We start from the raw sequence: 26,620 nt of genomic DNA on the forward strand, positions 1-26,620 counted from the left end.
ATTGCTATTATACACAACACAATAATGCACTCAATAATTAAAGAGCACTTTTTGATTGTTTTTTTGTTAACGCTATGTTGCACTAAGTTCGATTGCATCGCACTATTTCACTACCTCATACTTTTTGGTGATCTACCTTTTCAAAGCTAGCAATACTATACTAGGCTTGCTTAGTTATTTGGGAACACAGACTTAAAGGAACATTTGTGCGTTTAGGGTTTTGCATTTTATTATTAGTGTCTTTTTTTGTATGCGCACAAGATATGCTTTTGCATTTACGCAATAGCGATATAATTGCGCACGCTCAAAAACAGTATGGTGATGAAGGCCATAAACGCATTAAAAACTGGTTAAGTTTTATTGATGAATCGGCTGATAAAAGTGAATGGCAAAAAATACATTTAGTGAATGACTTTTTTAATAAGCACATTAAATACAAAACAGATGATGAACTTTGGCACCAAAAAGATTATTGGGCCACTCCGCTTGAAAGTTTAGGCGTGGGCATGGGTGACTGCGAAGACTACGTAATTGCTAAATACTTTACGTTAATCGCGCTAGGTGTTCCTGAAGATAAAATTCGTTTAATGTATGTACGCCAAAAAACAGTTAATCAACCTCACATGGTGCTTATATATATTGAGACACCTAATCAAATCCCCTTTGTTTTAGGCAATTTTAATACTAAACTACTACCCGCTAATAAACGCCCTGATTTAACACCTATCTATAGTTTTAATGGCCAAGGTTTATGGTTAGCCAAATCAAAAGGGTTAGGCAATAAAGTAAAAAATAGCCGTGGTGTTTCTGCCTGGAACACCATGCTAGAGCGAATTGAACAAGGTGAGCTTGCGCCCGCCAAAAGTGATAAAGGAACACCGAGTTATGTCTCGACTTTTTAAAAATGGATTGAGTTTAAAAACCCAAGTATATGGCCTTATTATATTGATTTCGGTACTTTCATTTTTTGTACGCGTAATTACTGATGTTGATACCACTCGCCAATACTTACAAACGCAAATGGGTAGCCACGCGCAAGATACAGCAACAAGCTTAGGGCTTTCTATATCGCCCTACCTTGAAGAAGATAGCTTAATGATTGCCCAAACCATGGCAACCGCTATTTTCGACTCAGGTTATTACAAACAAATAAAATTTACTAACGCCGATAGTAACGTGGTATTTAACCTAACAAGCCCAAAACGCGTTGAGTCTGTACCTAATTGGTTTATTACAGCAGTAAAGCTCAACGCCCCTACTATGCAATCAGAATTAAACAATGGCTGGATCATGGCGGGAGTGCTTGAAGTAACAAGCCATGTTGGGCAATCGTATTTAACGCTATGGGAACATACTAAACGCAGCTTTTATGGTTCTTTATTATTATTAGTAGCGTCGCTTGCTGTAGCATATTTGATATTACGTGCTGTGTTTAAACCTTTAAAAGCAGTAGAGAACCAAGCTCACCTGGTAACGCGTAAACGCTTTACATTAAACGACGAAATACCTGTTGCGCGCGAGCTGCGTACTGTAACTAAAGCCATAAATAATATGGTAATGAACCTACAAAGCACCTTTGACTCTTTAACAAAGCAAACACAAGCACTTACCGATGAAGTATATGTAGACTCACTCACAGGGCTGGGTAACCGCCGTTCGTTTGAGAACCACTTTAATTCAGTGGTTGACACCATTACTAGCGACACTCCAATCACTGCAATGATGATTACTCTCCCCTCACTTGCTAATATTAACCAAACTGTAAGTTACCAAGATGGTGACGAGCACGTACATGATGTAAGCGTTACTTTGCAAAATGTAATTGGTGCTTTAACTAATTCTAAAATATTTAGACTTAACGGTAGTACTTTTATTGCTTTAGCACCATTCGATATGCAATTTTTAAATAGAACACGCCTCGATATAAATGATGCTTTTAGTAAACAAAAAAACAGCTTACACGTAAATGGTTTTGCTAACTTAGCGTTAGTAAGTGTTGATAAAGGCTCATCTATTGGCAGTGTACTTTCAGCGCTTGATACTGGCTGTACTATTGGCGATTCGGCTGTAAATAAAGTAGATAAAGATACTTTGTTTAGTGTTAAAGAGTGGCGTTCGCTTATTCAATCAATTATTGCTACTGGTGAAGTTAGTTTTTCGGTGCAGCCAGTTAAACGCACTAAATCAGAAAACAAGCAGTGCTACTTTGAAGTGTTTGCTCATTTTACGCATGAAGGCGAAAAGGTTAATAATGGCCATTTATTTGCTATGGCCGAAAAGCTTAACTTAACCGAAGAGTTAGACAAAAAAATAATTCGTAACTTTGTAAATGTTAAAGAGCAACACCCAGACGATACATTTGCGTTAAATATTAGTAAAGCTTCGTTGTATTCAACTGACTTTATTGAATGGCTTACTCTTTATGCTCACACTAAACCAATTATTAAAACAAACTTGGTTTTTGAATTGCATGAAATTAGCTTACTTTATAACGTACATGTTGCCTCTTTACATATAGATACAATAAAAGATATTGGCATAAGTGTGTGTGTTGAACACTTTGGCACTAGTTTAACCTCGTTTAGATACTTGCAAGGGTTAGATATAGAATATATAAAAATAGATGGTAGCTATATTCAAGATTTGTTAGATAACACCCAAAGCCAATTTTTTATTCAAACAGTTAATAATATTTGTCATGGCTTTGGTATTAAAGTTTTAGCTTGTTTAATTGAAAAACCTGAAACTTTAAAGGTACTTGAAGGTTTAGGTTGCGATGGCGTACAGGGCAATTTAATAATGCCCCCCTCTAAAATACTAAAAACTAATAATAATGGCGTAAATAAAGAGTTTACTTTTTGCACCGATACGCTAAAATTTTGTAATTAGATAATTTCTTAAAGGGACACAAGATGAAATCACTTTTATTTGCTAGTTTATTTGTTAGCGTATCTGCATTTGCAACGTTTCCAGTTTATGCACAATCAGACAATGATGTAATAGTACAGACTGATAACCTTAATACGTTAATTAATATTTTAAATAATGCATCTGCAGATATACCTTCTGAAGAACTACAAAAAAAATTAGTTGCTGCTATTGAACAACTATGTCAGAACACTGCTCCATTGGATTTAGACTCCCCAATAGCTAATGGAACTTGCTCGCCTGAACAACTTGATATAATAATGAATGCAGTAATTGCCGCAATTGGCGTAGATAGTCCATTTATTTCAGACTTTTTAGCTGCGTTAGTAACTGCAGGTGTTGATAGTGATGCAGTAACGCTTGCCGCGATTACTGCTGGAGTTGATGCCACAATAGCTTCGGAGGCCACTGCAGCTGGCCCAACTGAGCCTACAGCACCAACTGGCCCTGTAATTGTAAACCTACCAACAACCCCACTACCGCAAGGTGCTGGCGGCACAGGTGGCGATGAAGGTATATCTGAAGTCGGCAACTAACAGTTATCTAAATAATAATAACGCGGCCTTTGGGCTGCGTTTTTATTTTAGACCCATTACTTTAAGCTCCTACCTTTTAGCTCCTTGTTTGAGAATACTGTGAATCGTTTTATATTTTTTTTACTATGCGCTATTTTATTTTTGCTGCCCTTACCATTAGGTAGTTACCGCCCTTGGGCAATTTTAGCAATGGGGATATTAATTAGTGCTACCTTTTTCATCCATTTAGTTTACAGCAGTATTAATAACGAGCACCCTTTATACCCTCCTTTATATTCTTGGCCCTTATTTACTGTACTCGGTATAGTTGCGGGCGTATGCGCAGTACAAATATTTACCGTAGGTGTTGACCCATTTCAAACTAAACAAATGCTTATTAAAACAAGTTTTATGATTTTATTTTGTTGGCTACTATTTATTTATTGTAATACTGAAAAGCGTATTAAAAATTTAATATATGCAATTATAAGTGCCGGCGTTTTTCAGGCTTTATATGCCACTTATTTAAATTTATCGCCAGATATAATTAGCCCGTTATTTGGCTATAAACATACCGACCGTGCTATTGGTACGTTTACTTACTCTAACTTTTTGGCTAACTTTTTAGCTTTATGTTTGTGTTTAGGTATTGGTGCTTTAGTTAGCGAATTAAAGCGCTCTACTAGCGATTATAAACAAACATTAAAACAAACACTTCGGGCGTGGACTGAAATATTTTTGAGCTCAAAAATAATTTTACGTATTTCGTTAATTATTATTATTGTTGCGTTAATTTTAACGCGTAGCCGTATGGGTAACTCTGCATTTTTTATTGCATTAATGGCTGTTAGCTTACTCGCGTTTTTTATTTACAGGCAAAAACCTAAAGCGTTTAAACTACTTATAGTTAGTTTTTTTATAATCGATTTAATTATTATTGGCGCTATATTTGATGTAGAAAAAGTTAAACAGCGTATAAGCGAAACCAGTATTTCATCAGAAACCCGCGACGAAGTTGTACGTGATTCAATACCGCTCATTTTAGATAAACCTTTGTTGGGCTCTGGTGGTGGTACATTTTATACTGCGTTTCCGGCGTATCAGTCTGAGCCTTATTCAGGTTACTACGATAACGCCCATAACGATTACGTACAGTTTGCAGTAGAGCTGGGTATACCCACTACAGCTGCACTGGGCTCACTTATACTCTACTGTTTATGGTTATGTGTTGCGACTATGCGAAAGCGTAAAACAGCGTTGTTTCAGGGCGTTGCTTTTGGCTGTGCCATTGCAATTATAGATATGCTGCTGCATTCGTTGGTAGATTACTCTTTACAAGCTGGAGCAAACTCAATGTTGTTTATGACTATTTTATGCTTGGCAATATTAAGTAGTAAATTACCCGCGTCTAAACGAAGCAGAAAAGAGCATGGTTAAATACAAAGCCAAGTAATTACCTAATATAGAGTGATTAGAAGCTGCGCTTCTCACGCGAGCAAGCTCAGCGTCTACCGCCAAGTTTCAATTTACGGTTAACTTGTTGGCGTGGTAAGCAAAGCCTGTAATAAGTAATTTATGCACTAAGAGGTTAAGAGGCGCTGCGCTTTTAGAGAAGGAAATAAAAACCAAACGCAGTTTTTATTAGTATTATGTCTTCTCATTTACTCCTCTTTTGCTTCTCTTTGTGCAAATAGGCCTTTAATTATTGATTAAAAATTACTGTTCTTCTAAATCAAACTCAGTTAAATGCCCTTCACCATGTATAAGTTGGTAGCGGGCTAAATTCCCCTGCTCTAGTGTTATTAAGCTAATAGCTGAGTCGCTTACTAAGTATTTTTGCCCTTCGCCTATGGTTTGGTGCTTATCTACTTCCATGTGCCAACGTTTAGTAAAAAAGTTTAAGGGACTTTTTGGGCCGTATAGAATTGAATCTAGTTTATCGAGTATGTTTATTAATTTACGCGGGAACTCGTTTTTAATACCGCTGGCGGTAAGTTGCCAAATTCGATTGGGATGGTCGCCAAAACGCTTTTGCACCGAAAAGCAAAATGAGTAATGTACGTCTCCCGATAAAATCAGGGTTTCGTTTGGGGTGTCGGTTCGTCTAAATGTATCGAGTAGCTTTTTGGCTGAGCCTTCGTGCGCCATCCAGTTTTCTACGTCAACCATGAGCGGTTGGCCACATATGTTAAACATGGCTTGAATAGCTTCTATTGATTTAACACCAAATACAGGGGCTGGCGATACAATAATAACTTGGTCGTGGCTTAATAGGCTTTCTTCAAGCTCTGTGAGACGTTCCCAATCAAGTAGACCTGATGGCTCGTTAAAGTTTTGCTCATTTCGCCAGCGGTGCGTACGCGTATCTAGCACCACTACTTTGGGTATTGTCGTTAACTCATAATGCCAAAAGCTAAAATCGTTTAGTGGTTTATCAAATGCTTTAAACTGCCATAAATTATTAGCTGTACGGCTTTGCTTAAAAGGTGTTAGTAGCTCGCCTGTTTTATCTAGTGCATCGTTCCCCATTCCTTGGAAAAGCCAATAACTAATTAAACCGTTATTAATGATTCGTTTACTACTTGGATTTTCATTTATAGCTTGCTCCCACCCAGCGGTGAGGTTCCAATCATCGGTTACATCATGATCGTCAAACATCATTAATGTAGATACATTGGCAAACAACCGCTCTACTTCACTTAAGCCTTTTGCATAATCAATCAGTGCTGTTTTTTCAGCGTTAAAAATAGTTTTGTTTTGCTCGCTTTGACCTAAATACGTTGTGTTTTGTATCTCAACGCATTGCCAAGCAGCAGCACTAAAATTTAATAAATAAAGTGCTATGTATTCTTCAAAATGGATAAGGTGATTGTAGGCTTTTACACTTGAAAAGTGAGGTTCGTCTTTTTTTAGCCAATAACCAACACCTAACTTTGAGCGTTTTTGCCAAGGCGTTTTTGGTAAGAACAAATGGCGATTATAAAGTTGCTCATTTATGTCGGCGGGTAGCTCAATGGCAAGTGGTTGCTCTTTATAAATACCTAAGGCTTTAATTAACTGATGAACAGCTAATAACATGGGCCCTGCTACGTCATCGGCATAAACCTGATCACCGCTCAGTAATAACAATTGTGCGCCTTGGTTATTATTACCGCGCTGAGTATTTTGCCAGTGACTTGCAGACACTAAGCTGTCTTTTGCTGGGTGATGTGCATTACGGCACGAGCCATGCAAAATATCACTCAGTTTATTAGGAATTACAAATGCAGGCGTTGTTTGATTGCTATAGCACCAAGGCGATAAATCGATTGCTGTATCGTCAATTACAAGTTCATAGCTTAATAAGCTACCTACAGGGAGTTTGTTGTCTATTGGCTTTATAATAACGAAATGCAGGTATAAATGATCCCCTAAAGAAACAGTGTGTTGATCGCTATAACACTCAACATTTAATAAGTTTATTTGGCAGTTTGCAGGTTTGGAGGTAGCAAACTGAATGCAGACTCCAGTTTGCTCTGCACGGCGCACCATTGGCCCCATTAGTAAAATAGGAAGGTTTGCCGTGTGAGTAATCATGTATTTAGCCTTTAGCTGCTAATTTAAATAAAGAATAAAAGTTCTCGGTAGTCGCTTTAGCTAGTTCATTAAAGCTAATGCCTTTAAGTTCGCTAATGTAGTAAGCAACGTCTTCTACGTATGCTGGCTGATTAGTTTGCCCACGATACGGTACCGGTGCTAAATAAGGCGAGTCGGTTTCTATTAATAATCTATCTAGCGGTATTTGTTTTACTACTTCTTTTAGCTCTAATGCATTTTTAAAGGTAACAATGCCCGAAATAGATATATAAAAGCCCATGTCTATCGCTTTTTTAGCCATATCCCAGTCTTCAGTAAAGCAATGTAGTACACCACCGCAGTTTTCGGCCTTGTGCTCACGCATTAAATTAATGGTGTCGGCGCGGGCATCACGAGTATGGATAATTAACGGTTTTTGTAATTCGTTAGCTACTTCAATATGCCCAACAAAACTGGCTTGCTGCACTGCGTGAGTATCTTTTGAATAGTAGTAATCAAGACCCGTTTCACCAATAGCGACGACTTTTTCGTGTGAGGCTAAGTCGATTAGTTGCTGTTTATTAAGGGCGTCTTTTTGATCAAGTGGATGTACACCACATGAGGCTGAAACATCGTCGTAGTGCTTAATTTTATCAAGCATGCTTGGAAACTGATCAAGCGTTACGCTTACACATAAAAAGTGCTCTATTTGCTTTGCACGGGCTTTATCAAGAACTTGGTCAAGGTTTAAGTCTAATTTATCAAAATCAAGACGGTCTAAATGGCAATGAGAATCTACAATCACTATAAGGCCTGTAATATGTTCAGGGTTTAAATTTGTTCTTTTAATTTATTATGTTAGCAATTAAAAGAACCCAATATAGGGTGGCGTTAATCTCAATGAAAAACCGACCCTATAACTACATGGTATATGTTTGATCGCCTGAGTTTAACATAGTCCCAAGCAGCTTTTCGATTTTAGCGTTTAGGTTTGTTTTATCATCTAAAAAACTAATACCAATACCTGGAGGGTTAGAGCTCTGTGCGCCTTGTGGCGTGATCCACGACACCTTACCTGTTACTACGTCATCTTCTAATGCATCGGGCAAAGTAACTCTAAGCGCTAATGAATGCCCTGCTTCGTAACGCATATTAGTGCGTACAAATAAGCCACCTTTTTTTAAGTAAGGCATATAACAACGGTATAACTCGTCTAAATCGTCTATGTCTACTAGTAGTTCTTGCATGATTAATCCTTTTAAGAATTTCGCAATGTGTATGCTAATCTTGATACAGCAAGCGGTAAATTAAGGCCAAGTACTTGTGTGTTATTTTGTAAAAACTCGCCTAATGCATTTTGCGCACTTTGATAAACGTCAAAACTCATGCCTTGCAGTAATTGCTGCTTTAGTTGCACGCTTAAAAACAAAGTAAATATACGAACAAGTTCAGGCTGTTTATTTATTATATCGACTAACGCTTTGAAATTATGGCTTTGTTTAAACTCAGTTGCAAACTTATACAGTGTATCAATATTTTTTAGCTGGTCTTGCTGTTGCCAATGCTTTACTTGCAGCGGTTGGTTATAAAAAAGTGCTAACCAACTATAGTTAGGTATATCTAATGTCTCTAGCCATTGCTGAGCAAGTGCTGTATTTGTTATTTTTACGTCACTTTTAGCGCATCGACTTAAAATAGTTGCAGGGAGCTGTGCTGGTTGACTTGTAGTTAATATTAAAAAGCGGCTATTAGTTGGCTCTTCAAGTGTTTTTAATAATGCGTTAGCTGCTGCTGTGGTCATTTTTTCGCAATTTTCGATTATCGCGACTTTATTGCCATTTTGCGCTGCTGAGTGATTCATAAAATCACTAATGCCGCGTATATCATCTACGCCTATGCTTTGCCCATCAACTTGCGTTAAGCGCTTGTCGGGGTGAGTACCCGCAAGAGTAAGTAAGCAGCTTTTACAGTGTCCGCAAGGTTTTAGCATACTGTTTTGCGCAGCTACCTGCTTAGCTATATTTTGGCATAACAAAGCATTACCAAGCTCATCACTTAACTCAAACTTACCTACGCCAACAGGCCCACAAAATAATTGCGCATGATGAAAACGCTCTGCACGATAACTTTGCGCTAAACGTGCTTGGGTATCATGTAGCCACGGCAATGGCATATTATTTTAGGCCTTCAAAAAATGAATGCAGTACATTGGTTATATCGCGATGTACTTTATCAATACTTTGGTTTGCATCAACCGTTTTAATTGTGTTGTCGTCATTAGCAAGTTCAACATAACGCATACGTGTACGCTGAAAAAACTCAATGGCTTCTTGTTCAATACGGTCAAGCTCACCACGTCCTTTTGCACGTTCAAGGCCTATCACTGGGTCAATATCAAGGTAAATAGTTAAATCAGGCTTTAAGCCCTTTAATACCATTGACGAAAGTGAAGCTAATGTATTTGAGCTAATACCACGCCCACCACCTTGATACGCCTGAGACGATAAGTCATGACGATCAGCAAGTACCCATTGGCCTTTATCAAGCGCTGGGGTAATAACATTGTGCATTAATTGCGAACGTGCTGCGTACATAATAAGCAACTCGGTTTCAAAGGCAATTTCTTCTTCGTGCTCTGCTTTTACAAGCGTGCGAAGCGATTCAGCAAGCGGTGTGCCGCCAGGTTCGCGGACGTTAATGAAGTCTATTTTTTGTTTGTTTAAAAAGTCTTGGCATAACGAAATAGCGGTTGATTTACCAGCGCCTTCTAGCCCTTCTATTACTATAAATTTTGATTTCATAAAAATTAATTCTTTTTATTTAATATATACGTTTTAACTGCTGCGTTATGCTGTTTTAACGTGGTTGAAAACTGGTGGCTACCATCGCCTTTTGATACAAAGTAAACATATTCACTTTGTGGCGGATTAACTGCAGCTAAAATAGCGGCTTTTGATGGCATTGCAATCGGTGTTGGTGGTAAACCATTAATACGATACGTATTGTAAGGCGTATAATCGCGTAAATCTTTGCGTTTAATATCGCCATCAAAATCAGCGCCTAATCCGTATATTACGGTTGGATCGGTCTGTAGGCGCATATTGGTGTTTAATCGATTAACAAACGCTGATGCAATTAACGGACGCTCGCTGGCAAGGCCTGTTTCTTTTTCAATAATTGAAGCCATTATAAGTGCTTCATATGCTGTTTTGTAAGGGAGCTCAGCTGCGCGCTGCTGCCAAGCACCGTCTAACGTTTGCTGCATTTTTTGTGCTGCACGTTTTAATACACTGCTTGCAGTATCGTTATTATGATAGTGGTAAGTGTCGGGGAATAACCAGCCTTCTAAGTGCGTATTATTACCCAGTATTTGTGTACTTAGTTCATCACTTTTTAAATCGTTTTGTAAATTATCGGCTTTTTTAATAGCACTTAGTACTTCACGTAAGTTTTGCCCTTCAATTATGGTAAAACTAAAGTTGATTTGCTGGCCTTGATTAATTTTTTTTACGTTGTTGATAACGCTATCATCTGTTAGCTCGTAAAGGCCCGCTTTTAAGTCGGTAAGTGTGGGATCTAATTTGGCAATTACTTGATAACGCCAGCAACTCTCTACCCAGTTATTAGCTTGCCACTGCTGACATAACTTATTAAAGCCAGTGCCATGCTTAACTTCAAATTGTGTGTTTTGCGCTACTTTTAGCGGGCTATTTATTGTTGCTTGTAATTGCTGGTAACCAATAGCAGTGGTTATAACAGCTAAAAAAAGTACCGATAAAATAACTTTTAACACTCAGCCTCCTTGGCTAATAATCTAGTTAGTAATGCGTGGCTGTCGTCTGTATTAAATACCTGTTGCTCAATACTTTTAACAGGTACTGCTCCCATTAAGCTATTACACACAAATACGGCGTCTGCTTGGGTTAAATCTTCTACTTTCACGCGTTTAAATTCAACAGGCAATTTATCACATAACGATTGTAGATAAACGCCCTTTATTCCGCACTCATCAAGCAATGGCGTAAACACACACTTATTTTTAATCGCAAAAATATTAGCTGCTGAAGCTTCAATTACATTGTTATTGTAATCAAGCACTAACACATCATCGCAGTTTTGCGTTTGCATCGCTTTTTTAATTAGCACTTGTTCAAGTCGGTTTAATGTTTTAAGGCCCGCTAAATAAGGCTGTGCCGCTAATTTAATCGGGCTTATTTCGAGATTTACACCCTTTTTAACAAGCGCTTCGTAATTACTAGGGTAGTCCAACACGCTCAATAAAATAGTGACATTACACTCACTTGGCAGCCCATAACCACGTCCGCCTTCGCCTCGCGTTACAAGTATTTTAAGCACGTTTAGTGGTGCAGCGTTTATATGCAAAGCAATTTGATTTTCAAGGCTATTAAAGTCTAACTCAGGAAAACCCAAACGCTGTGCGCATTCAATCAAACGCGCTTTATGATGAGCCCAATACTGTACTTGCCCATCAACAACCTTAGCGGTTGTAAAAAAGCCATCACCGTAATTTAAGCCCCTGTCACGCGTGCTTAAAGTGCTGTTTTGATCTGCTGCTATTATTGTTTGCATTTTATTTGGCATATAAAAAAAGCCCAGTTAAACAACTGAGCTCTTATAATTTGATTCGTTGTTAAAAAAGATTATACCTTTTTAAATAGCAACGAGCCATTAGTACCACCAAAACCGAACGAGTTACACAGTGCAAAGTCTAACTTTGCATCACGTGCAGTGTGAGCAATATAATCTAAGTCACACCCTTCGTCTGGGTTATCAAGGTTGATAGTTGGCGACACTTTTTGATCTGTCAGCGATAAAATCGAAATAATCGATTCAACTGAACCTGCAGCACCTAACAAGTGACCCATCATCGATTTAGACGAGCCTACCATTACATCTTTAGCTGCATTACCAAAAATAGACTTAACAGCGGCAGTTTCTGCTTTATCGCCTGCATTTGTAGATGTACCGTGTGCGTTAATGTAACCAATTTGCTCAGCGTTTACTTGCGCATCGTTTAGTGCGTTTTGCATTGCAAGTGCAGCACCCGCACCATCTTCTGGTGGTGATGTCATGTGGTACGCATCGCCGCTCATACCAAAGCCTACTAGCTCAGCATAAATTTTAGCGCCACGAGCTTTAGCATGTTCGTACTCTTCAACTACAACAACACCAGCACCGTCAGAAAGCACAAAGCCATCGCGGTCTTTATCCCAAGGGCGAGAAGCCGCTTGTGGATCGTCGTTACGTGTTGAAAGTGCACGCGCAGCATTAAAGCCACCCATACCAATTGGGGTACACGCTTTTTCTGCACCGCCAGCAACCATTGCATCTGCATCACCGTAGGCAATCATGCGAGCTGCATGGCCAATATTATGCAAACCAGTAGTACAGGCAGTTACAATTGAAATATTTGGACCACGAAGTCCATGCATCATTGATAAATGACCTGAGATCATATTAATAATGGTAGACGGCACATAAAATGGCGATAACTTGCGCGGACCACTATTTAATAGCTTAATGTGGTTTTCTTCAATTAACGTAAGCCCACCAATACCTGAACCTACAGCTACACCAATGCGTGCTGCGTTTTGCTCAGTGATTTCAAGGCCTGAATCTTTAAAGGCTTGAACACCCGCTGCAATGCCGTACTGAATAAACAAGTCCATTTTTTTAGTATCTTTCGCTGACATGTATGCAGTTGCATCAAAATCATTTATTAAACCAGCGAATTTAGTACCAAATTTTGATGTATCAAAGTGCGTTATTGTTTGAATGCCACTTTTACCATCTAATAAGCCTTGCCAGGTTGATTGAACATCATTACCTAGCGGCGTCAACATTCCTAAGCCAGTTACGACGACTCGACGTTTAGCCACGGTTTGCCTCCAATAAGGGATATTTTACAAGGGGATGATCATACCCAAGCTACCTCAAAGTGCTAGTCCCAAAATAGATTAAAAACGCATAACACAATCAAAATTAATTTTTAGCTAAAATTGAGCATAGAGATTTAAGTTTTGAATCACGAACTTTGAGGTGGTTTGGATATAAAAAATTAAAGGCAGCGGATGCTGCCTTTAACGTGCGATTAATTACTCAGCGTGTGCTGTAACGTAATCGATAGCAGTTTGTACTGTAGTGATCTTCTCAGCTTCTTCATCTGGGATCTCAGTATCAAACTCTTCTTCAAGAGCCATTACTAGTTCAACAGTATCAAGAGAATCTGCACCTAGGTCATCTACGAAAGAAGATTCATTTTTAACTTCTTCTTCTTTAACACCTAGTTGTTCAATGATAATTTTCTTTACGCGTTCTTGGATATCGCTCATTCTTCTTTCCTTTATTAAAAACGCCAATGCGTTATTTTCAGATTGCGGCGTAGTTTACGCCGCATAATTCTCTGATTCAATGATTTGACCATAAATAATTGTCTGGTCAAACCTCTGAGTGTGTGTTTTGTCTTTTATCGCTTATTTTCGCAGCGATTTCAAGTATGTTTAAAGCAAGTTCACAAATAATTCAATGTTTTTGAGGTAACTTACTTAACTTTATCAAGTAGCAATCTAGGTACAATGGCGATTAAACCATGTACATCGCGCCATTTACATGCAAAGTTTCGCCTGATACATACGCAGCCGCGTCAGATGCTAAATAACATACTGCAGCAGCAATTTCGTCTGGTTGGCCTAAACGCCCTGCTGGAACATTTGCAAGTGTTGCTGCTTTTTGCTCATCAGTTAAATTATCAGTCATGTCTGTTTGAATAAAACCAGGTGCGATTACGTTAACGGTAATACCACGTGATGCAACTTCGCGCGCAAGTGACTTAGAAAAACCAATTACACCCGCTTTAGCCGCTGCATAATTAGCTTGACCTGCATTACCCATAGTACCCACTACTGAGCCAATGTTAATAATACGGCCTTTCTTTTTCTTCATCATTGGACGAAGTACCGCTTTAGATAAACGGAAAACTGAGCTTAAATTAGTGTCGATAATATCGTCCCACTCAGTTTCTTTCATACGCATTAATAAGTTATCGCGTGTAATACCTGCGTTATTTACAAGTACGTCAATATCGCCTAAATCAGCTTTTATTGCAGCAAGTGTTGCTTCAATAGATGCAGGATCGGTTACGTTTAATGCATAACCTTTACCATTGTCACCTAGGTATTCACTGATTTTAGCAGCGCCCGACTCACTTGTCGCAGTACCTGCAACTTTTGCACCTTGTGCAACTAATGTTGTTGCAATTGCTTTACCAATACCACGGCTGGCGCCAGTAATTAGGACAATTTTGCCCTCTAATGAAAATAAATTAGACATTTTATATACTCTTATTTAGCTGCATCAATTGAAGCGGCGTCGTTTACTGAGCCACAGATCATCGCTTTATCAATTCGTTTAGCAAGTCCTGTTAATACTTTACCAGGACCAAATTCGTAGCTTTGTGTTACATCTTGCGCAACCAAGGCTTGTACTGTTTCTGTCCAGCGAACTGGGCTGTATAGCTGACGTACTAGTGCGTCTTTAATTGCATCAGCTGACGTTTCAGCTTTTACATCAACATTATTAATTACATCACACTTAGGTGTATTAAATGTTAAAGCGGCTAAGTCTGCTTCTAGCTTGTCAGCTGCTGGCTTCATTAACTCACAATGTGAAGGTACGCTAACAGAAAGTGGTAATGCACGTTTAGCACCGGCATCTTTACATGCTTGCGATGCTCTATCTACTGCCGCTTTATGGCCTGCGATAACAACTTGACCAGGAGAGTTGTAGTTAACTGGAGATACAACCTCACCTTGCGCTGAGGCAGCACACGCCGCTTTAATTTCTTCATCGCCTAAGCCAATAATAGCAGCCATTGAACCTACGCCTGCTGGCACGGCTTCTTGCATGTATAAACCACGGTTTTCAACAAGCTTTACGGCTTCGCTCAAGCTTAATACATCGCTACATACTAACGCTGAGTATTCACCTAAGCTGTGACCCGCCATAACAACGTCTGCATCAGGGTTAGCTGCTAACCAATCACGGTAAATAGCAACACTTGCAGTTAGTAATGCAGGTTGTGTGCGGTGGGTTTGATTTAATTTTTCTTCTGGGCCATTAAGAACTAGCTCTGCTAAGTCGTAACCCAGTGCATTTGACGCTTCTGCAAATGTTGCTTTAACAATGTCAGAACTCTCTAGTAGTTCTTGTAACATACCAACGCTTTGCGAGCCTTGACCTGGGAATAGAAGTGCAATTTTTTGTGCCATACTTTGCTCTTTTTAATTAAACAAATAAATAATGAAATACACGGCACATCAATTATTGATTAACCGCCGTGTCTTTAGAATGTGTTTTTTCGAAAATAGCGGCTATTTTATCAGGAAGTTGACGTTCAACCTCTTTTACCGCTTCATCAATTGCTGCTTGAAATGCTTTAGCTGACGCATTTCCATGACTTTTAACGACAATACCGCGCAATCCTACCAGAGAAGCACCGTTATACTGGTCGGGGTTCACCCTTTTATAGAGTTTTTTTATTATTGGGCGCAATATAAACGCCATACATTTATATAAAAGGTGCTTTTCGAGTGCGGTTGTAAACTTATTCATAATAAGCTTGGCAATGCCTTCACATGTTTTAAGTGCTACGTTGCCAACAAACCCTTCGCATACAATGACATCGGCTTTACCCGAAAAAATATCACTTCCTTCGCTGTAACCAATATAATTTATGTGTGGGCTTTGCTGCATTAATTGTGCAGCTTGTTTAATGTCATCGTGGCCTTTAATGTCCTCAGCGCCAATATTTAATAGACTAACGCGAGGATTATCCAAACCAAGTGCTTGTCCAGCAACTATAGAGCCCATAATGCCAAACTGATAGAGCATTTGCGCATCACAATGCACATTAGCACCTAAGTCGAGTAAATATACTGGGTTTTTAAGCTCTGTAGGAACAGATGAAATGAGTGCAGCGCGTTTAACACCTGGCAGCATTTTTAATACATAGTGAGCCATAAAAAATAGAGCGCCGGTATTACCTGAGCTAACACATGCTTGAGCCTCGCCCGATTTAACTAAATCAAGGGCAACACGCATAGATGAGTCTTTTTTTGAACGCACAGCAATTGCAGGTTCACAGGCATTAGTGACTATTTCACTACAGTGACGAATTATGAGTCTAGGATGAGGTAGAGAATCGAGAGATTCGAGTTCTTTAGATATAACGTGTTCATTGCCACATAAAATGAGAGTTAAATTGGCATGAGCATTTACCGCACAAACGGCAGCAGGAATAGATGAACGGGGGCCGTAATCGCCCCCCATCATATCTAACGCTATGGTTAGATCTTTCAGCATATAAGTAATCTCTTATTTAGAAATTACTTGAACGCCTTTGTAGTAACCATCTGCAGTCACATGGTGACGACGATGAGTCTCACCAGATGTTTGATCTACAGTTAAAGTTGGACCACTGATCGCATCGTGTGAACGGCGCATGCCGCGTCTTGCACGAGACTTTTTGCTTTTTTGTACAGCCATAGTCTTCTCCTAAGAATCTTTCTTAAGTTGTTTCAAAATATCAAATGGATTAGGTTTATCATCTTCCGCCTTTAATACACCAAAGCTGGCAGGCTTTGCTGAATAACTGCATGAAGCTTCGTTGTGGGTAGCTACTAATGGAATTGCTAAAATCAGTTCGTCTTCAATTAAATTAAAAACGTTAACTTCACCATTTTCATCAAGCGCTACTTCATCGTAGTCTTCTGGAAAAATATCTAACTCTGTATCTTCACCTACTGGTGAATATGCAAAGTCTTGAACCAAATCCAACCCTAAATCACCATTACAACGTTGACAAATGACAGTAACGTGTGTGGACAAATTGCCTCTAATCACAGCGAAACCTTGATCATCGTTTTTGCAATGTATTTTTACCGCTATTTCACCTACTTCTTCCTGCACAACTTTCTCTAAACGAGTAAGTTTTTCAAGCGGTACAATTCCGTCATACTTTAAACGGTGCTGCGCTGCTTTGCCTGGATGAAGAGTGATGGGAATTTTCACCTTTTGCATAGGGGCTGCATCATATAGATAGTTAGTTTGTTAGTCAAAGTAAAAAACCATTTTTACGTGGTTTTTAACGTGTTTTACTCTCGGATCTGATTTATCCTAACTCAATCTGAATTATCGTAGGAAAACAGTCCGTGAAGCACCCACTTATTTTAGCGTCAAGTTCGCCTTTTAGGCAGTCTTTATTACAAAAATTTAATTTACCATTTGATACGTTTTCACCAGACGTTGATGAATCAGCACTTGAATGCGAAACACCTATCGAATTGGTTAAGCGTTTAAGTGAATTAAAAGCCTCAGCAGCCAATAAACACTTTAACAAAGGGTTAGCTATTGGATCAGACCAAGTCGCTGTGTTCAATAATCAAATTTTAGGTAAACCACACAATAAGCAAAATGCCGTAAAGCAACTAAATTTATTTAGCGGTAATACTGTAACATTTTTAACTGGGCTTTGTGTTTACGATATTGTTACTGGCACTAAAAAAACCTGCGTAGAACCTTTTAATGTGTCGTTTAAAATACTCAGTGATGCACAAATTAGCGCTTATTGCGACGCAGAGCAGCCTTATAACTGTGCTGGCAGCTTTAAAAGTGAAGGGTTGGGTATCTGTTTATTTGAAAAGTTAAGCGGAGACGATCCTAATAGCTTAATTGGATTACCATTAATTAAACTCAGCCAGTTACTGGCTGAGTTTGGTATTGATGTACTTACTGCTCAAGGGAAGTAAATTAGCCAAGCAAAACCTGTTGCAGCTGCAGATAATTATCTACTGTTGCAACAGGGCTAAGCTCATTTAGCTGCTGTGCGTTATGTACACCCATTGTTACGCCAATTCTATCCATGCCAGCAGCTTTTGCCATAGTCATGTCTATTTGAGTGTCGCCAATCATTACAGCGTCTTGAGCGCTTATGCCAAGTTCTTCAAGTAATTGATACAACATATCTGGAGAGGGCTTTGATTGCGCTTCATCGCTTGTACGTGTTGCACTAAAAAAATGCCTCAATTGACTTTTTTCAAGCAAACGCTCTAACCCACCCCTACCTTTACCTGTTGCAACCGCTAAAACAATGCCCTGCTCTTTTAAGGCATTTAAAACGCTGACAACATTAGCAAATACAGGCGTGGGAGTAGTATCCACACTGTATTGATATTTATAACCTGAAATTAACGCTTGGTGCTGCGCTACATTATCTGGAAATAAAACGTCAATTGCTTTTTCAAGCGACATACCAATAATATTTTTAATGGCTTCGTCACTAGGCGACACTAAATTAAGTGACTCAGCACTACTACGAATACAGTTAACTATTTTAGTGACTGAATCCATAATGGTGCCGTCCCAATCAAAAATGACGAGCTTATATTTTTTAATTGGAGTCACTTTTATCACAGTTTTGCATCTCGTAATTTTAGTAATGTATTTTTAAGCGTTTTATCTAGCGGTGCTTCAATACGCATAGTTGTTTCGTTTTTAGGGTGATAAAAACTTAAATCATGTGCGTGTAAAAACAATCGGTTTAACCCAACTTTACGCATAGAATCGTCAAAACCCTGATCGCCATATTTATCGTCGCACGCTATTGGGTGACCTTTACATTGCGTATGCACACGAATTTGATGCGTACGCCCTGTAACAGGCGATGCTTGTACAAGTGAGCAATCGTTAAAACGTTCAAGTACTTTAAAACGAGTATGTGAAGGTTTTCCCTCAGTGTTATCTACGCGTACTACGCGCTCGCCCGATTTAAGTGTATTTTTACGCAGCCCTTCGGTTACGTTTTTAGTTTTAGAATCCCACTGCCCTTCTACAAGTGCCCAGTAATTTTTTTCCATTGTTTTTTCGCGAAGTTGTTCATGCAATGCTGTTAACACCGAACGACGCTTCGCTATAAGTAAACAACCTGATGTATCACGGTCAAGCCTATGAACTAGCTCAAGGCTACGTTCCTCTGGGCGAAGTGCCCGCAAAGCTTCAATTAAGCCATAACTTAAACCACTGCCGCCATGAACAGCCATACCTGATGGTTTATTTATTACGATAAGGTATTTATCTTCAAATAAAATATCGTTTTCAAGGCGCGTTACTTTGTCTAATTTTGATGGAACAAATTCTTCACGCTCAGCAACCCTGATAGGTGCAATACGAAGTACATCTTCAAGCTGTAGTTTATATACAGGCTTAATACGCTTTTTATTAACGCGTACCTCACCTTTGCGCAAAAGTTTATAAATAGCGCTTTTAGGCACCCCTTTTAAATGGGTAATAAGAAAGTTATCAATACGCTGACCTAAATGGTCTTCGTTGATCGTGACATAAGTTACTTGTAAGTCGTTTTTTTCTGACATTGCCTAATCACTAATTTAAGTAAAATAATTTAGTTGCTAACACTGTAATAATAGTGGGATAATCAGCAGCGCAAATATTTAGTATTTGCAAATAACAACGGTGCTTTTTAACACATTAAAACATTCGTGATGCACATTCTGGGTAGCCGATCATACAGATCCGAGTTAAGTTTTCCAAAGCTTTTATGCCTCCTCAGTTAACACGTGCGATCAATTAACGGCAATGCGCGTAATATATTGCTGCTTAAGTTTGAACATGAAGCGATTTTTAACGTGCTAGAGAAAGCAATGAACAGATAATTTGTCTGATAGTGACGACGTAAAAAACGTCGTTCAGCACTAGCTCAATTATTGTAGTACCGTATAGCAGCTTATTTAGAACTAAAAAAATCTAATAAATAAGCGTTCATTAACATCGGCAGCGATTTTTGCTCTTAAAACGGATATTAGCGATACATCAGTATGTATTGCTCACCAACTTAATGAGCCCTACGCGCCTAATATGAATGATATTTAGTAAGATTAATATGACAGGCCGACTTCTGGGTAAAACTTGTAAACGTAGCTGAAAAGCCGACAGTTTTAGCACCATTAAGAATCTAATAGCGATAATAATTGCTATTGTTTGCCAGCATTTAAAATACTGCATACGAGAAACAGAGCCGTTCCGTTAAAGACCCAGTCGTGAGGCTGCACATTCTAAAAATAGGGACAACTGAACAGGCGAGAAAAACATCGTCATGTCAGCGACATAAATAAGTAGAGTAACAATATGAAACGTATGCTAATCAATGCAACGCAGCAAGAAGAAATGCGCGTAGCACTGGTTGATGGCCAGCGCCTTTATGATTTAGATATCGAAAGCCCAGGTCACGAACAGAAAAAAGCCAATATTTATAAAGGCAAAATCACTCGCATTGAACCATCTCTTGAAGCAGCATTTGTTGATTACGGTGCTGACCGCCATGGTTTCCTTCCTTTAAAAGAAATTGCCCGTACTTACTTCCCTGCAGGTTACACTTTTCATGGTCGCCCTAACATTCGCGACGTGATCAAAGAAGGTCAAGAAGTTATAGTACAAGTTGATAAAGAAGAGCGTGGCCAAAAAGGCGCTGCGTTAACTACTTTTATCAGTGTTGCTGGTAGCTACTTAGTACTTATGCCTAACAACCCACGTGCTGGCGGTATTTCTCGTCGCATTGAAGGTGATGAACGTACTGAACTTAAAGAAGCATTGGGTCGTTTAGAACTTCCTAAAGGTATGGGCTTAATTGTTCGTACAGCGGGTGTTGGTAAATCGTTTGAAGAATTAAACTACGATTTAAAAGCATTATTAGTACATTGGGAAGCAATTAGACAAGCAGCCGATAGTGCTAAAGCGCCATTTTTAATACACCAAGAAAGCAATGTAATATTCCGTGCGATACGCGATTATTTACGTCGTGATATTGGCGAAATTTTAATTGATAAACCACGTGTTTTTGAAGAAGCTAAAGCGCACATTGAGCGTTTTCGTCCTGACTTTATGAGCCGTGTTAAGCTTTATCAAGGCGACACTCCTTTATTTACGCATTACCAAATTGAAAGCCAAATTGAGTCTGCCTTCCAGCGTGAAGTACGTCTGCCTTCTGGTGGTTCAATTGTAATTGACCCAACTGAAGCACTAACGTCTATCGATATCAACTCGTCTAAAGCAACTAAAGGCGGCGATATTGAAGAAACAGCACTTAATACTAACTTAGAAGCGGCCGATGAGATTGCACGTCAATTACGTCTGCGTGACTTAGGCGGTTTAATTGTAATCGACTTTATCGATATGACGCCTCCACGCCATCAGCGTGAAGTAGAGAATCGTTTAAAAGATGCTGCTCGTCCAGATCGTGCTCGTGTTCAAATTGGTAAAATCTCGCGCTTTGGTTTACTTGAAATGTCGCGTCAGCGTTTGCGTCCTTCATTAGGTGAAGCAAGCCAAGGCCCATGCCCACGTTGTAGTGGACAAGGTACTATTCGTTCAAACGAATCAATTGCACTTTCTATTCTTCGTTTAATTGAAGAAGAAGCAATTAAAGACAACACAGCACAAGTAAATGCACAAGTGCCTGTTGCCGTTGCCGCTTATTTATTAAATGAGCAACGTCGTAGTGTTCATCGCATTGAAAAACATCATAAATGTGACGTAGTGATTATTCCTAATCAACATATGGAAACACCACATTACGAAGTTATGCGTTTACGTAAAGACGAAACTCTTGAAACGGTAAGTTACGGACAAGTTGTTGCGCCAGAACCTGAAGCATTTGAGATGTCAAAATCACCAAGTGCACCAGTACGTGAAGAGCCAATGCTAAAAGGTGTTGTAATGCCTTCTACATCGGCTCCACAAGCAGCGCCTACACCAGTAGCTCAACCTGTAGTAACAGAGACTAAAACTGAAGGTGGCTTGTTTGAAGCAATCACTAAATGGTTTAAATCGTTATTTGCAAGCGAAACAGTAGAAGAGAAAAAAGAAGCTGTAGAAAAAGAGCAGCAAGAAGCGCGTAATAACGCTCGCCGTGGTAACGATAATCGTCGTCGTAATAACAACCAACGTCGTCGTAATAATAACCCGCGCACTAATAAACCACGCAATGAGCGCCCTGCAGCTGAAGAGGAAGTTAAAACAGACTCACCAGCAGCAACAAGTACCGAGACTCAAGAGAGAAACGAGAACCGCAATAAGCGTCGTCGTAACCCTAACTCTCGTAAGCGCCCAGAGCATAAAAGCGAAGAAAAAGATCAAGTTAAAACTGAAGCTCCTGTAAAAGCAGAAGTAGAAGTAGAAACTGATTCTAAGCCAGCTCAAGCTGTAGAGCCTAAAGAGCAAAAGCCTAAAGTTCGCCGTCAACGTCGTAACATACGTAAAAAAGTACGTCTGCAAGATGAAAACGCTGAGCAAGCTAACTCAACAGAGCAAACACCTGAACAAGCGGTAGTTACTGACACTCCACAAGTTCAAGAGCAAGCACCTGTTGTAGAAAAGCAAACACAAGCTCCGGCAGAAAAAACAGCTCACATTAAAGAAGAGAAAGTTGACGTTGTTGATTCTAACGATGAAGCAGCAACGACTGAAGACGAGCAAGAGCAAACACGTACGCGTTCACGCCGTTCTCCTCGTCATCTTCGTGCATCAGGTCAACGTCGTCGACGTCCTGAAGGTGAAGCAGAAGTTAAATCTGACGAAGCCCCTGCATTTGTTCCAGTTGCTGATCAAGCTGCTGCAGAATATGAAGCAGAGCTTAAAGCTAAATCTGAAGAAACACCTGTAGATGCAGCGCAGCAAATTGAACAAGCCGTTGCAGTTGAAGACTTAGCAAAAGTTGAAGCTGTAGAAGAGCCAGCTAAAGTTGAAACTCCAGTAGCAACTGAAGAGCCAGCTAAAGTTGAAACTCCTGTAGTAACTGAAGAGCCAGCTAAAGTTGAAGCTCCAGTAGCAACTGAAGAGCCAGCTAAAGTTGAAACGCCAGTAGTAACTGAAGAGCCAGCTAAAGTTGAAACGCCAGTAGTAACTGAAGAGCCAGCTAAAGTTGAAACGCCAGTAGTGACTGAAGAGCCAGCTAAAGTTGAAACTCCAGTAGTAACTGAAGAACCAGCTAAAGTTGAAACTCCAGTAGTAACTGAAGAGCCAGCTAAAGTTGAAACGCCAGTAGTAACTGAAGAGCCAGCTAAAGTTGAAACGCCAGTAGTAACTGAAGAGCCAGCTAAAGTTGAAACGCCAGTAGTAACAGAAGAGCCAGCTAAAGTTGAAGCAAAAGTGAAAACTGAAAAATCAGCACCGCATGTTAAAACAGCGGTTACTCAAGGGTCTGCAAGTGCGCCAATGGCACAGCCTACTCCTGTAGCTGATAGCGAAGTAAAACATACATCTGTAGCAATGGCTCACGATAAACGTGAACTAGTACCAGACAGTGGTTTACGTGCGGGTTCTATCAAACCTGCTGGTCGTGCAAGTTCTGCAATGACTAAAACATTGAGTGTTGATTAATAACTAACACTTATTAAAAAGCCCCGCTATTTAATAAATAGCGGGGCTTTTTTGTTTACATGCTTTGAATAATTATTAAAGTTTCTTCACGCCCATAATAAGCGATTTGTTCACAAAGAGGTTAAAAGACGCTGCGCTTTTAGAGGTAACAATAAAGCTAAATTGAAAAAGCTCCGCTAATAAACCATCGCTTGTGTTTTCTCATTTACTCCTCTTTCACTTCTCTTTGTGAAATAGATCTTTAAGTTGTTTTGTTAGCAAAGAAATTAAATAAACAGATGCGGTGCTTCTCGCGTAAGCAAGCTTCACGCCTTGTATCTCTCATTGATAAATGATTAGCTATCATTTATCACATCGAAGTCAGTGAGCTTGCCTTTACGCCTAGTATTTAATACTGCGCCGTAGATAAAGCCCTGACTTTCTATTCTCACAAACTGAATGGTATCCAAGCACGCTTTTATTTAAGTAGATGCTGTATGTACAAGGGGAGTAAGTAGAGATGATGTTTATCGGCATTGATATTAGTAAAGAGAAGATTGATTTATCGTGGTTGAGAGACCAGCTTACAAACAAAATTAAAAAAAGTCTTTAAAAACAAGCACCAAGACTTTGTGACAATAGAAAAATGGCTTTTAAATACAACTAAAAGCGCTGCTAGTGAGCTCGTTATCACCCTCGAACCAACGGGTGTTTATCATGAAGCGCTGATGTATTTTTTACACGAGCAAGGCTTTAATATTATTTTAGCGAACCCAGGTAAAGCTAAAAAGTATGCAGACGCTTTAAACATAATTCACAAAACAGACAAATCTGATGCAACGATGCTTGCTCATTATGGCTGTGCTAAGCACGCAGTCGTTAATTATTGGCAACCTGAAGCGTTAGAAATTAGAGAGCTTAAAGCCCTTATTCGTCGTTTAGATGCGCTTGAGAGTAACCGACAACGAGAAGCTAACCGATTAGAAGCAAGTGAATTCAGCAACGTTTCCGCGCGTGTTTGCCAATCGATAAAAGTGACAATCGCGTTTTTAGATGATGAAATTAAACAGCTTAAATCTGACATTGATAACCACATAGATAATGAACCTGATTTAAAAAGAAACAGGAAACTACTTGAGTCTATCCCTGGCATAGGGCCCGTATTATCGAGAGAGCTGACGTATTTGTTTGCGGCTAAAAAATTTAATAAAGCCAAAGAAGCGGCAGCTTATTGTGGATTAATCCCACGGCATAATGAATCGGGTAAATTAAAAGGGCGAACATCAATCAGTAAACTTGGGCCAGCCAGAATTCGATGCAAACTTTATATGGCAGCCATTGTTGCTGGGCAATGGAATAAAACAATAAAACGACACAAGTTAACGTTAATAAATAATGGTAAAACACCGATGCAAGCTGTGTGTGCAAATATGCGAAAGCTAATTCATATATGTTTTGGTGTAATAAAAAACCAGGAAGCGTTTAAGCTCCAAGAAAGTTAAATACGGCCTTGAAGCTTAAAGTGAGAGATGGTATCTACAGCCGGAATTAAATATCAAGTACAAATTAACCTGTAGAAGCACAACTTATTGTCGTGACGAGTAACGTCCGTAATAAGCGACTTATTCACAAAGAGGTTAAGAGACGCTGCGCTTTTAGAGGTAACAATAAAGCTAAATTGAAAAAGCTCCGCTAATAAACCATCGCTTGTGTTTTCTCATTTACTCCTCTTTCAGTTCTCTTTGTTCAATAGATCTTTAAGTGGTTTTGTTAGCAAAGAAATTAAATAACTAGATGCGGTGCTTCACGTCTTCAACCAAAATTAAATATCCAGTACAAATTAACCTGCAGACCCACAACTTGTTGGCGTGACGGGTAACGCCCATAATAAACGATTTATTCACAAAGAGGTTAAGAGACGCTGCGCTTTTAGAGGTGGTAATAAGATTAAGTTTTGCTAATAAACCATGGCTTATGTTTTCTCATTTACTCCTCTTTCACTTTTGTTTGTGAAATAAGTCTTTAAGTGGCTTTGTTCCTATTCAATGAATTTAGATATAGGTATAAAAAAGCGCGATATAAATATCGCGCTCTTGAATCAACTTTCAACTCGCTCAAATGAGTTTACTCTTTTTCACTTTCCATAAAACGTTGTAACTGATCTTTTAAGTTTGGCGGAATGCCTTTAATCACTAGTGTATCGGTTGCTTCGTTGTACGTTACGCGCTCACCTAAGTGTTTACGTTCAAAACTTACACTTACACCCCCACCAAGGCCTGAAAACTTAACCATACTGGTTACGGTTTTCTTATCAACGGGGAAAGTTTCTTCCAAGTCATAGCTTTGCTCTTTGCAAAAACTATCAAACGGGCTGTCATCGCCTTTTGTAAGCGTTGCAGATAGATCGCTCACACTTGCATCTTCGCCTGTGGTTACGCAATCATTACAGTAATCAAATACTTGTTTACGTAAATCGTCTTTTTCTGATTTATCAAACTGTTGCTCTGATAAATAATCCTCTACTGCGCTAAGCATTACTTGGCTTTGCTGTTTTGAATCAATACCCTCTTCACAGCCTAAAAAGTCTAAGAAAAAGTCAGCAACTTTACGACCCGCACGTCCTTTGATAAACGAAATATAACGATTATCTTCTGCTTGCGTATCCCACGCTGTTAAATCGATACGAGCAGCGAGTTGCATGCGAGATATGTCTAAATGGCGAGAAGCCGCTAAATCAAGCTCAGACGTCATAGAATAATGCTCTTTAATGTTAATCATCGCAATTAACATGTAATCGGTAGCAACATACTGATAATGACAAAATACTAAATAGCCTGTTTCACTAAATGCATACTTATCAAGCTCTTCTTTTAAAACCGTTGAGGCTTGCTCGGTCATATGCCAAAAGCCTAGCTCATCGTTACGGTAGCTTTGCATTGCAGATGCTACAACGCTGTTTTTATCACCACTGAAAGCACAGTAACCTTTACCTGGCTTACCATTGTATGCATGATGTAATTGTTCGATAAAAACGGCTACTTTATCGTTAATTACCATCTCATCATTTCGAAGGTGAATTTGCGTATCGTCGTCTTTTTTGTCTACATAATGAACGACTAATTTTTTAACGTCTGTTGTCATCTTTGTTTTTCACGCCTCTAGTGTTAAAATACGAG

Annotated in this window: 23 protein-coding genes and 1 pseudogene; 7 read left to right on the top strand and 17 right to left on the bottom strand. The window is 39.2% G+C overall.

Features of this window, described 5'->3' with window-relative positions; genetic code table 11:
- The first annotated feature begins 206 nt into the window (after positions 1–206).
- The 4 genes from PARC_RS10465 (at position 207) to PARC_RS10480 (ending at position 4,880) form a co-directional block, all read left to right on the top strand.
- Complete coding sequence (locus PARC_RS10465; RefSeq protein WP_010554183.1) at positions 207–902, top strand: transglutaminase-like cysteine peptidase; 696 nt, start codon at positions 207–209, stop codon at positions 900–902.
- A complete protein-coding gene (locus tag PARC_RS10470) occupies positions 886–2,889 on the top strand; it encodes a bifunctional diguanylate cyclase/phosphodiesterase (RefSeq protein ID WP_010554182.1) in 2,004 nt (667 codons plus the stop codon). The genes PARC_RS10465 and PARC_RS10470 overlap by 17 nt, the downstream gene beginning before the upstream one ends.
- Before the next feature lie 23 nt (positions 2,890–2,912).
- Positions 2,913–3,464, top strand: coding sequence for a hypothetical protein (locus tag PARC_RS10475; protein WP_010554181.1), 552 nt, complete (start codon positions 2,913–2,915; stop codon positions 3,462–3,464).
- 99 nt (positions 3,465–3,563) lie between these two features.
- Positions 3,564–4,880: an O-antigen ligase family protein gene (locus tag PARC_RS10480; RefSeq protein ID WP_010554180.1), complete on the top strand. Its 1,317-nt coding sequence runs from the start codon at positions 3,564–3,566 to the stop codon at positions 4,878–4,880.
- A gap of 279 nt (positions 4,881–5,159) precedes the next feature.
- Here PARC_RS10480 and PARC_RS10485 read toward each other — a convergent pair whose 3' ends face one another.
- From PARC_RS10485 to yceD, 14 genes are all read right to left on the bottom strand, one after another.
- Positions 5,160–7,019, bottom strand: coding sequence for an alkaline phosphatase D family protein (locus PARC_RS10485; protein ID WP_010554179.1), 1,860 nt, complete (start codon positions 7,017–7,019; stop codon positions 5,160–5,162).
- Positions 7,020–7,023: 4 nt separating this feature from the next.
- Positions 7,024–7,803, bottom strand: a complete 780-nt coding sequence (locus PARC_RS10490) for a TatD family hydrolase (protein WP_010554178.1) — start codon at positions 7,801–7,803, stop codon at positions 7,024–7,026.
- Positions 7,804–7,918: 115 nt separating this feature from the next.
- Positions 7,919–8,245, bottom strand: a complete 327-nt coding sequence (locus tag PARC_RS10495; protein ID WP_002962367.1) for a PilZ domain-containing protein — start codon at positions 8,243–8,245, stop codon at positions 7,919–7,921.
- Between the two features lie 11 nt (positions 8,246–8,256).
- Positions 8,257–9,171, bottom strand: a complete 915-nt coding sequence (locus tag PARC_RS10500) for a DNA polymerase III subunit (RefSeq protein WP_010554177.1) — start codon at positions 9,169–9,171, stop codon at positions 8,257–8,259.
- Between the two features lies 1 nt (position 9,172).
- Positions 9,173–9,799, bottom strand: coding sequence for a dTMP kinase (gene tmk / locus PARC_RS10505; protein WP_007585737.1), 627 nt, complete (start codon positions 9,797–9,799; stop codon positions 9,173–9,175).
- A gap of 5 nt (positions 9,800–9,804) precedes the next feature.
- A complete protein-coding gene (gene mltG / locus PARC_RS10510) occupies positions 9,805–10,791 on the bottom strand; it encodes an endolytic transglycosylase MltG (protein ID WP_010554176.1) in 987 nt (328 codons plus the stop codon).
- On the bottom strand, positions 10,785–11,600 hold the full coding sequence (gene pabC / locus PARC_RS10515; protein ID WP_010554175.1) for an aminodeoxychorismate lyase: 816 nt from the start codon (positions 11,598–11,600) through the stop codon (positions 10,785–10,787). Before pabC ends, mltG begins: the two co-directional genes overlap by 7 nt.
- A 59-nt stretch (positions 11,601–11,659) precedes the next feature.
- Entirely contained in the window at positions 11,660–12,898 is a 1,239-nt protein-coding gene (fabF, locus tag PARC_RS10520) for a beta-ketoacyl-ACP synthase II (RefSeq protein ID WP_007585731.1), read from the bottom strand.
- Positions 12,899–13,114: 216 nt separating this feature from the next.
- Entirely contained in the window at positions 13,115–13,351 is a 237-nt protein-coding gene (gene acpP / locus PARC_RS10525; protein ID WP_002962377.1) for an acyl carrier protein, read from the bottom strand.
- Between the two features lie 250 nt (positions 13,352–13,601).
- Positions 13,602–14,348, bottom strand: coding sequence for a 3-oxoacyl-ACP reductase FabG (gene fabG, locus PARC_RS10530; protein ID WP_007585730.1), 747 nt, complete (start codon positions 14,346–14,348; stop codon positions 13,602–13,604).
- 11 nt (positions 14,349–14,359) lie between these two features.
- On the bottom strand, positions 14,360–15,286 hold the full coding sequence (gene fabD / locus PARC_RS10535) for an ACP S-malonyltransferase (protein ID WP_010554174.1): 927 nt from the start codon (positions 15,284–15,286) through the stop codon (positions 14,360–14,362).
- A 52-nt stretch (positions 15,287–15,338) separates the two neighbouring features.
- Positions 15,339–16,379: a phosphate acyltransferase PlsX gene (gene plsX / locus PARC_RS10540; protein ID WP_007585728.1), complete on the bottom strand. Its 1,041-nt coding sequence runs from the start codon at positions 16,377–16,379 to the stop codon at positions 15,339–15,341.
- A gap of 12 nt (positions 16,380–16,391) precedes the next feature.
- Complete coding sequence (gene rpmF / locus PARC_RS10545; RefSeq protein WP_002962381.1) at positions 16,392–16,562, bottom strand: 50S ribosomal protein L32; 171 nt, start codon at positions 16,560–16,562, stop codon at positions 16,392–16,394.
- 9 nt (positions 16,563–16,571) lie between these two features.
- The gene (gene yceD / locus PARC_RS10550) at positions 16,572–17,096 is read right to left on the bottom strand and encodes a 23S rRNA accumulation protein YceD (protein WP_007585727.1); all 525 of its coding nucleotides are present in this window, start codon (positions 17,094–17,096) and stop codon (positions 16,572–16,574) included.
- A gap of 131 nt (positions 17,097–17,227) precedes the next feature.
- Here yceD and PARC_RS10555 point away from each other — a divergent pair, with 131 nt between their 5' ends.
- Positions 17,228–17,824: a Maf family protein gene (locus PARC_RS10555; protein ID WP_010554173.1), complete on the top strand. Its 597-nt coding sequence runs from the start codon at positions 17,228–17,230 to the stop codon at positions 17,822–17,824.
- A 1-nt stretch (position 17,825) separates the two neighbouring features.
- Here PARC_RS10555 and PARC_RS10560 read toward each other — a convergent pair whose 3' ends face one another.
- Complete coding sequence (locus tag PARC_RS10560; RefSeq protein ID WP_021032006.1) at positions 17,826–18,488, bottom strand: HAD-IA family hydrolase; 663 nt, start codon at positions 18,486–18,488, stop codon at positions 17,826–17,828.
- On the bottom strand, positions 18,485–19,444 hold the full coding sequence (gene rluC / locus PARC_RS10565; protein ID WP_010554171.1) for a 23S rRNA pseudouridine(955/2504/2580) synthase RluC: 960 nt from the start codon (positions 19,442–19,444) through the stop codon (positions 18,485–18,487). Before rluC ends, PARC_RS10560 begins: the two co-directional genes overlap by 4 nt.
- Before the next feature lie 772 nt (positions 19,445–20,216).
- On the opposite strand from rluC, the gene rne reads away from it, so the two are divergent.
- Positions 20,217–23,465, top strand: coding sequence for a ribonuclease E (gene rne, locus PARC_RS10570; protein ID WP_021032005.1), 3,249 nt, complete (start codon positions 20,217–20,219; stop codon positions 23,463–23,465).
- Between the two features lie 499 nt (positions 23,466–23,964).
- Positions 23,965–24,946 (top strand): annotated as a pseudogene (locus tag PARC_RS10575) (IS110 family RNA-guided transposase).
- A 622-nt stretch (positions 24,947–25,568) separates the two neighbouring features.
- Here the strand turns inward: PARC_RS10575 and yejK are convergent.
- Complete coding sequence (gene yejK / locus PARC_RS10580; RefSeq protein ID WP_010554081.1) at positions 25,569–26,585, bottom strand: nucleoid-associated protein YejK; 1,017 nt, start codon at positions 26,583–26,585, stop codon at positions 25,569–25,571.
- Positions 26,586–26,620: the final 35 nt, after the last annotated feature.

This window comes from Pseudoalteromonas arctica A 37-1-2 (genome assembly GCF_000238395.3).
GTDB classification, from domain to species: Bacteria; Pseudomonadota; Gammaproteobacteria; order Enterobacterales; family Alteromonadaceae; genus Pseudoalteromonas; species Pseudoalteromonas arctica.

Bases quoted from the DNA above. Each gene is read 5' to 3' on its own strand.
- fabD (WP_010554174.1), bottom strand. From the start codon at position 15,286: ATGGCACAAAAAATTGCACTTCTATTCCCAGGTCAAGGCTCGCAAAGC.
- yceD (WP_007585727.1), bottom strand. From the start codon at position 17,096: ATGCAAAAGGTGAAAATTCCCATCACTCTTCATCCAGGCAAAGCAGCG.
- PARC_RS10470 (WP_010554182.1), top strand. From the start codon at position 886: ATGTCTCGACTTTTTAAAAATGGATTGAGTTTAAAAACCCAAGTATAT.
- PARC_RS10485 (WP_010554179.1), bottom strand. From the start codon at position 7,019: ATGATTACTCACACGGCAAACCTTCCTATTTTACTAATGGGGCCAATG.
- tmk (WP_007585737.1), bottom strand. From the start codon at position 9,799: ATGAAATCAAAATTTATAGTAATAGAAGGGCTAGAAGGCGCTGGTAAA.
- PARC_RS10495 (WP_002962367.1), bottom strand. From the start codon at position 8,245: ATGCAAGAACTACTAGTAGACATAGACGATTTAGACGAGTTATACCGT.
- rpmF (WP_002962381.1), bottom strand. From the start codon at position 16,562: ATGGCTGTACAAAAAAGCAAAAAGTCTCGTGCAAGACGCGGCATGCGC.
- rluC (WP_010554171.1), bottom strand. From the start codon at position 19,444: ATGTCAGAAAAAAACGACTTACAAGTAACTTATGTCACGATCAACGAA.
- plsX (WP_007585728.1), bottom strand. From the start codon at position 16,379: ATGCTGAAAGATCTAACCATAGCGTTAGATATGATGGGGGGCGATTAC.
- acpP (WP_002962377.1), bottom strand. From the start codon at position 13,351: ATGAGCGATATCCAAGAACGCGTAAAGAAAATTATCATTGAACAACTA.
- pabC (WP_010554175.1), bottom strand. From the start codon at position 11,600: ATGCCAAATAAAATGCAAACAATAATAGCAGCAGATCAAAACAGCACT.
- rne (WP_021032005.1), top strand. From the start codon at position 20,217: ATGAAACGTATGCTAATCAATGCAACGCAGCAAGAAGAAATGCGCGTA.
- fabG (WP_007585730.1), bottom strand. From the start codon at position 14,348: ATGTCTAATTTATTTTCATTAGAGGGCAAAATTGTCCTAATTACTGGC.
- yejK (WP_010554081.1), bottom strand. From the start codon at position 26,585: ATGACAACAGACGTTAAAAAATTAGTCGTTCATTATGTAGACAAAAAA.
- PARC_RS10475 (WP_010554181.1), top strand. From the start codon at position 2,913: ATGAAATCACTTTTATTTGCTAGTTTATTTGTTAGCGTATCTGCATTT.
- PARC_RS10500 (WP_010554177.1), bottom strand. From the start codon at position 9,171: ATGCCATTGCCGTGGCTACATGATACCCAAGCACGTTTAGCGCAAAGT.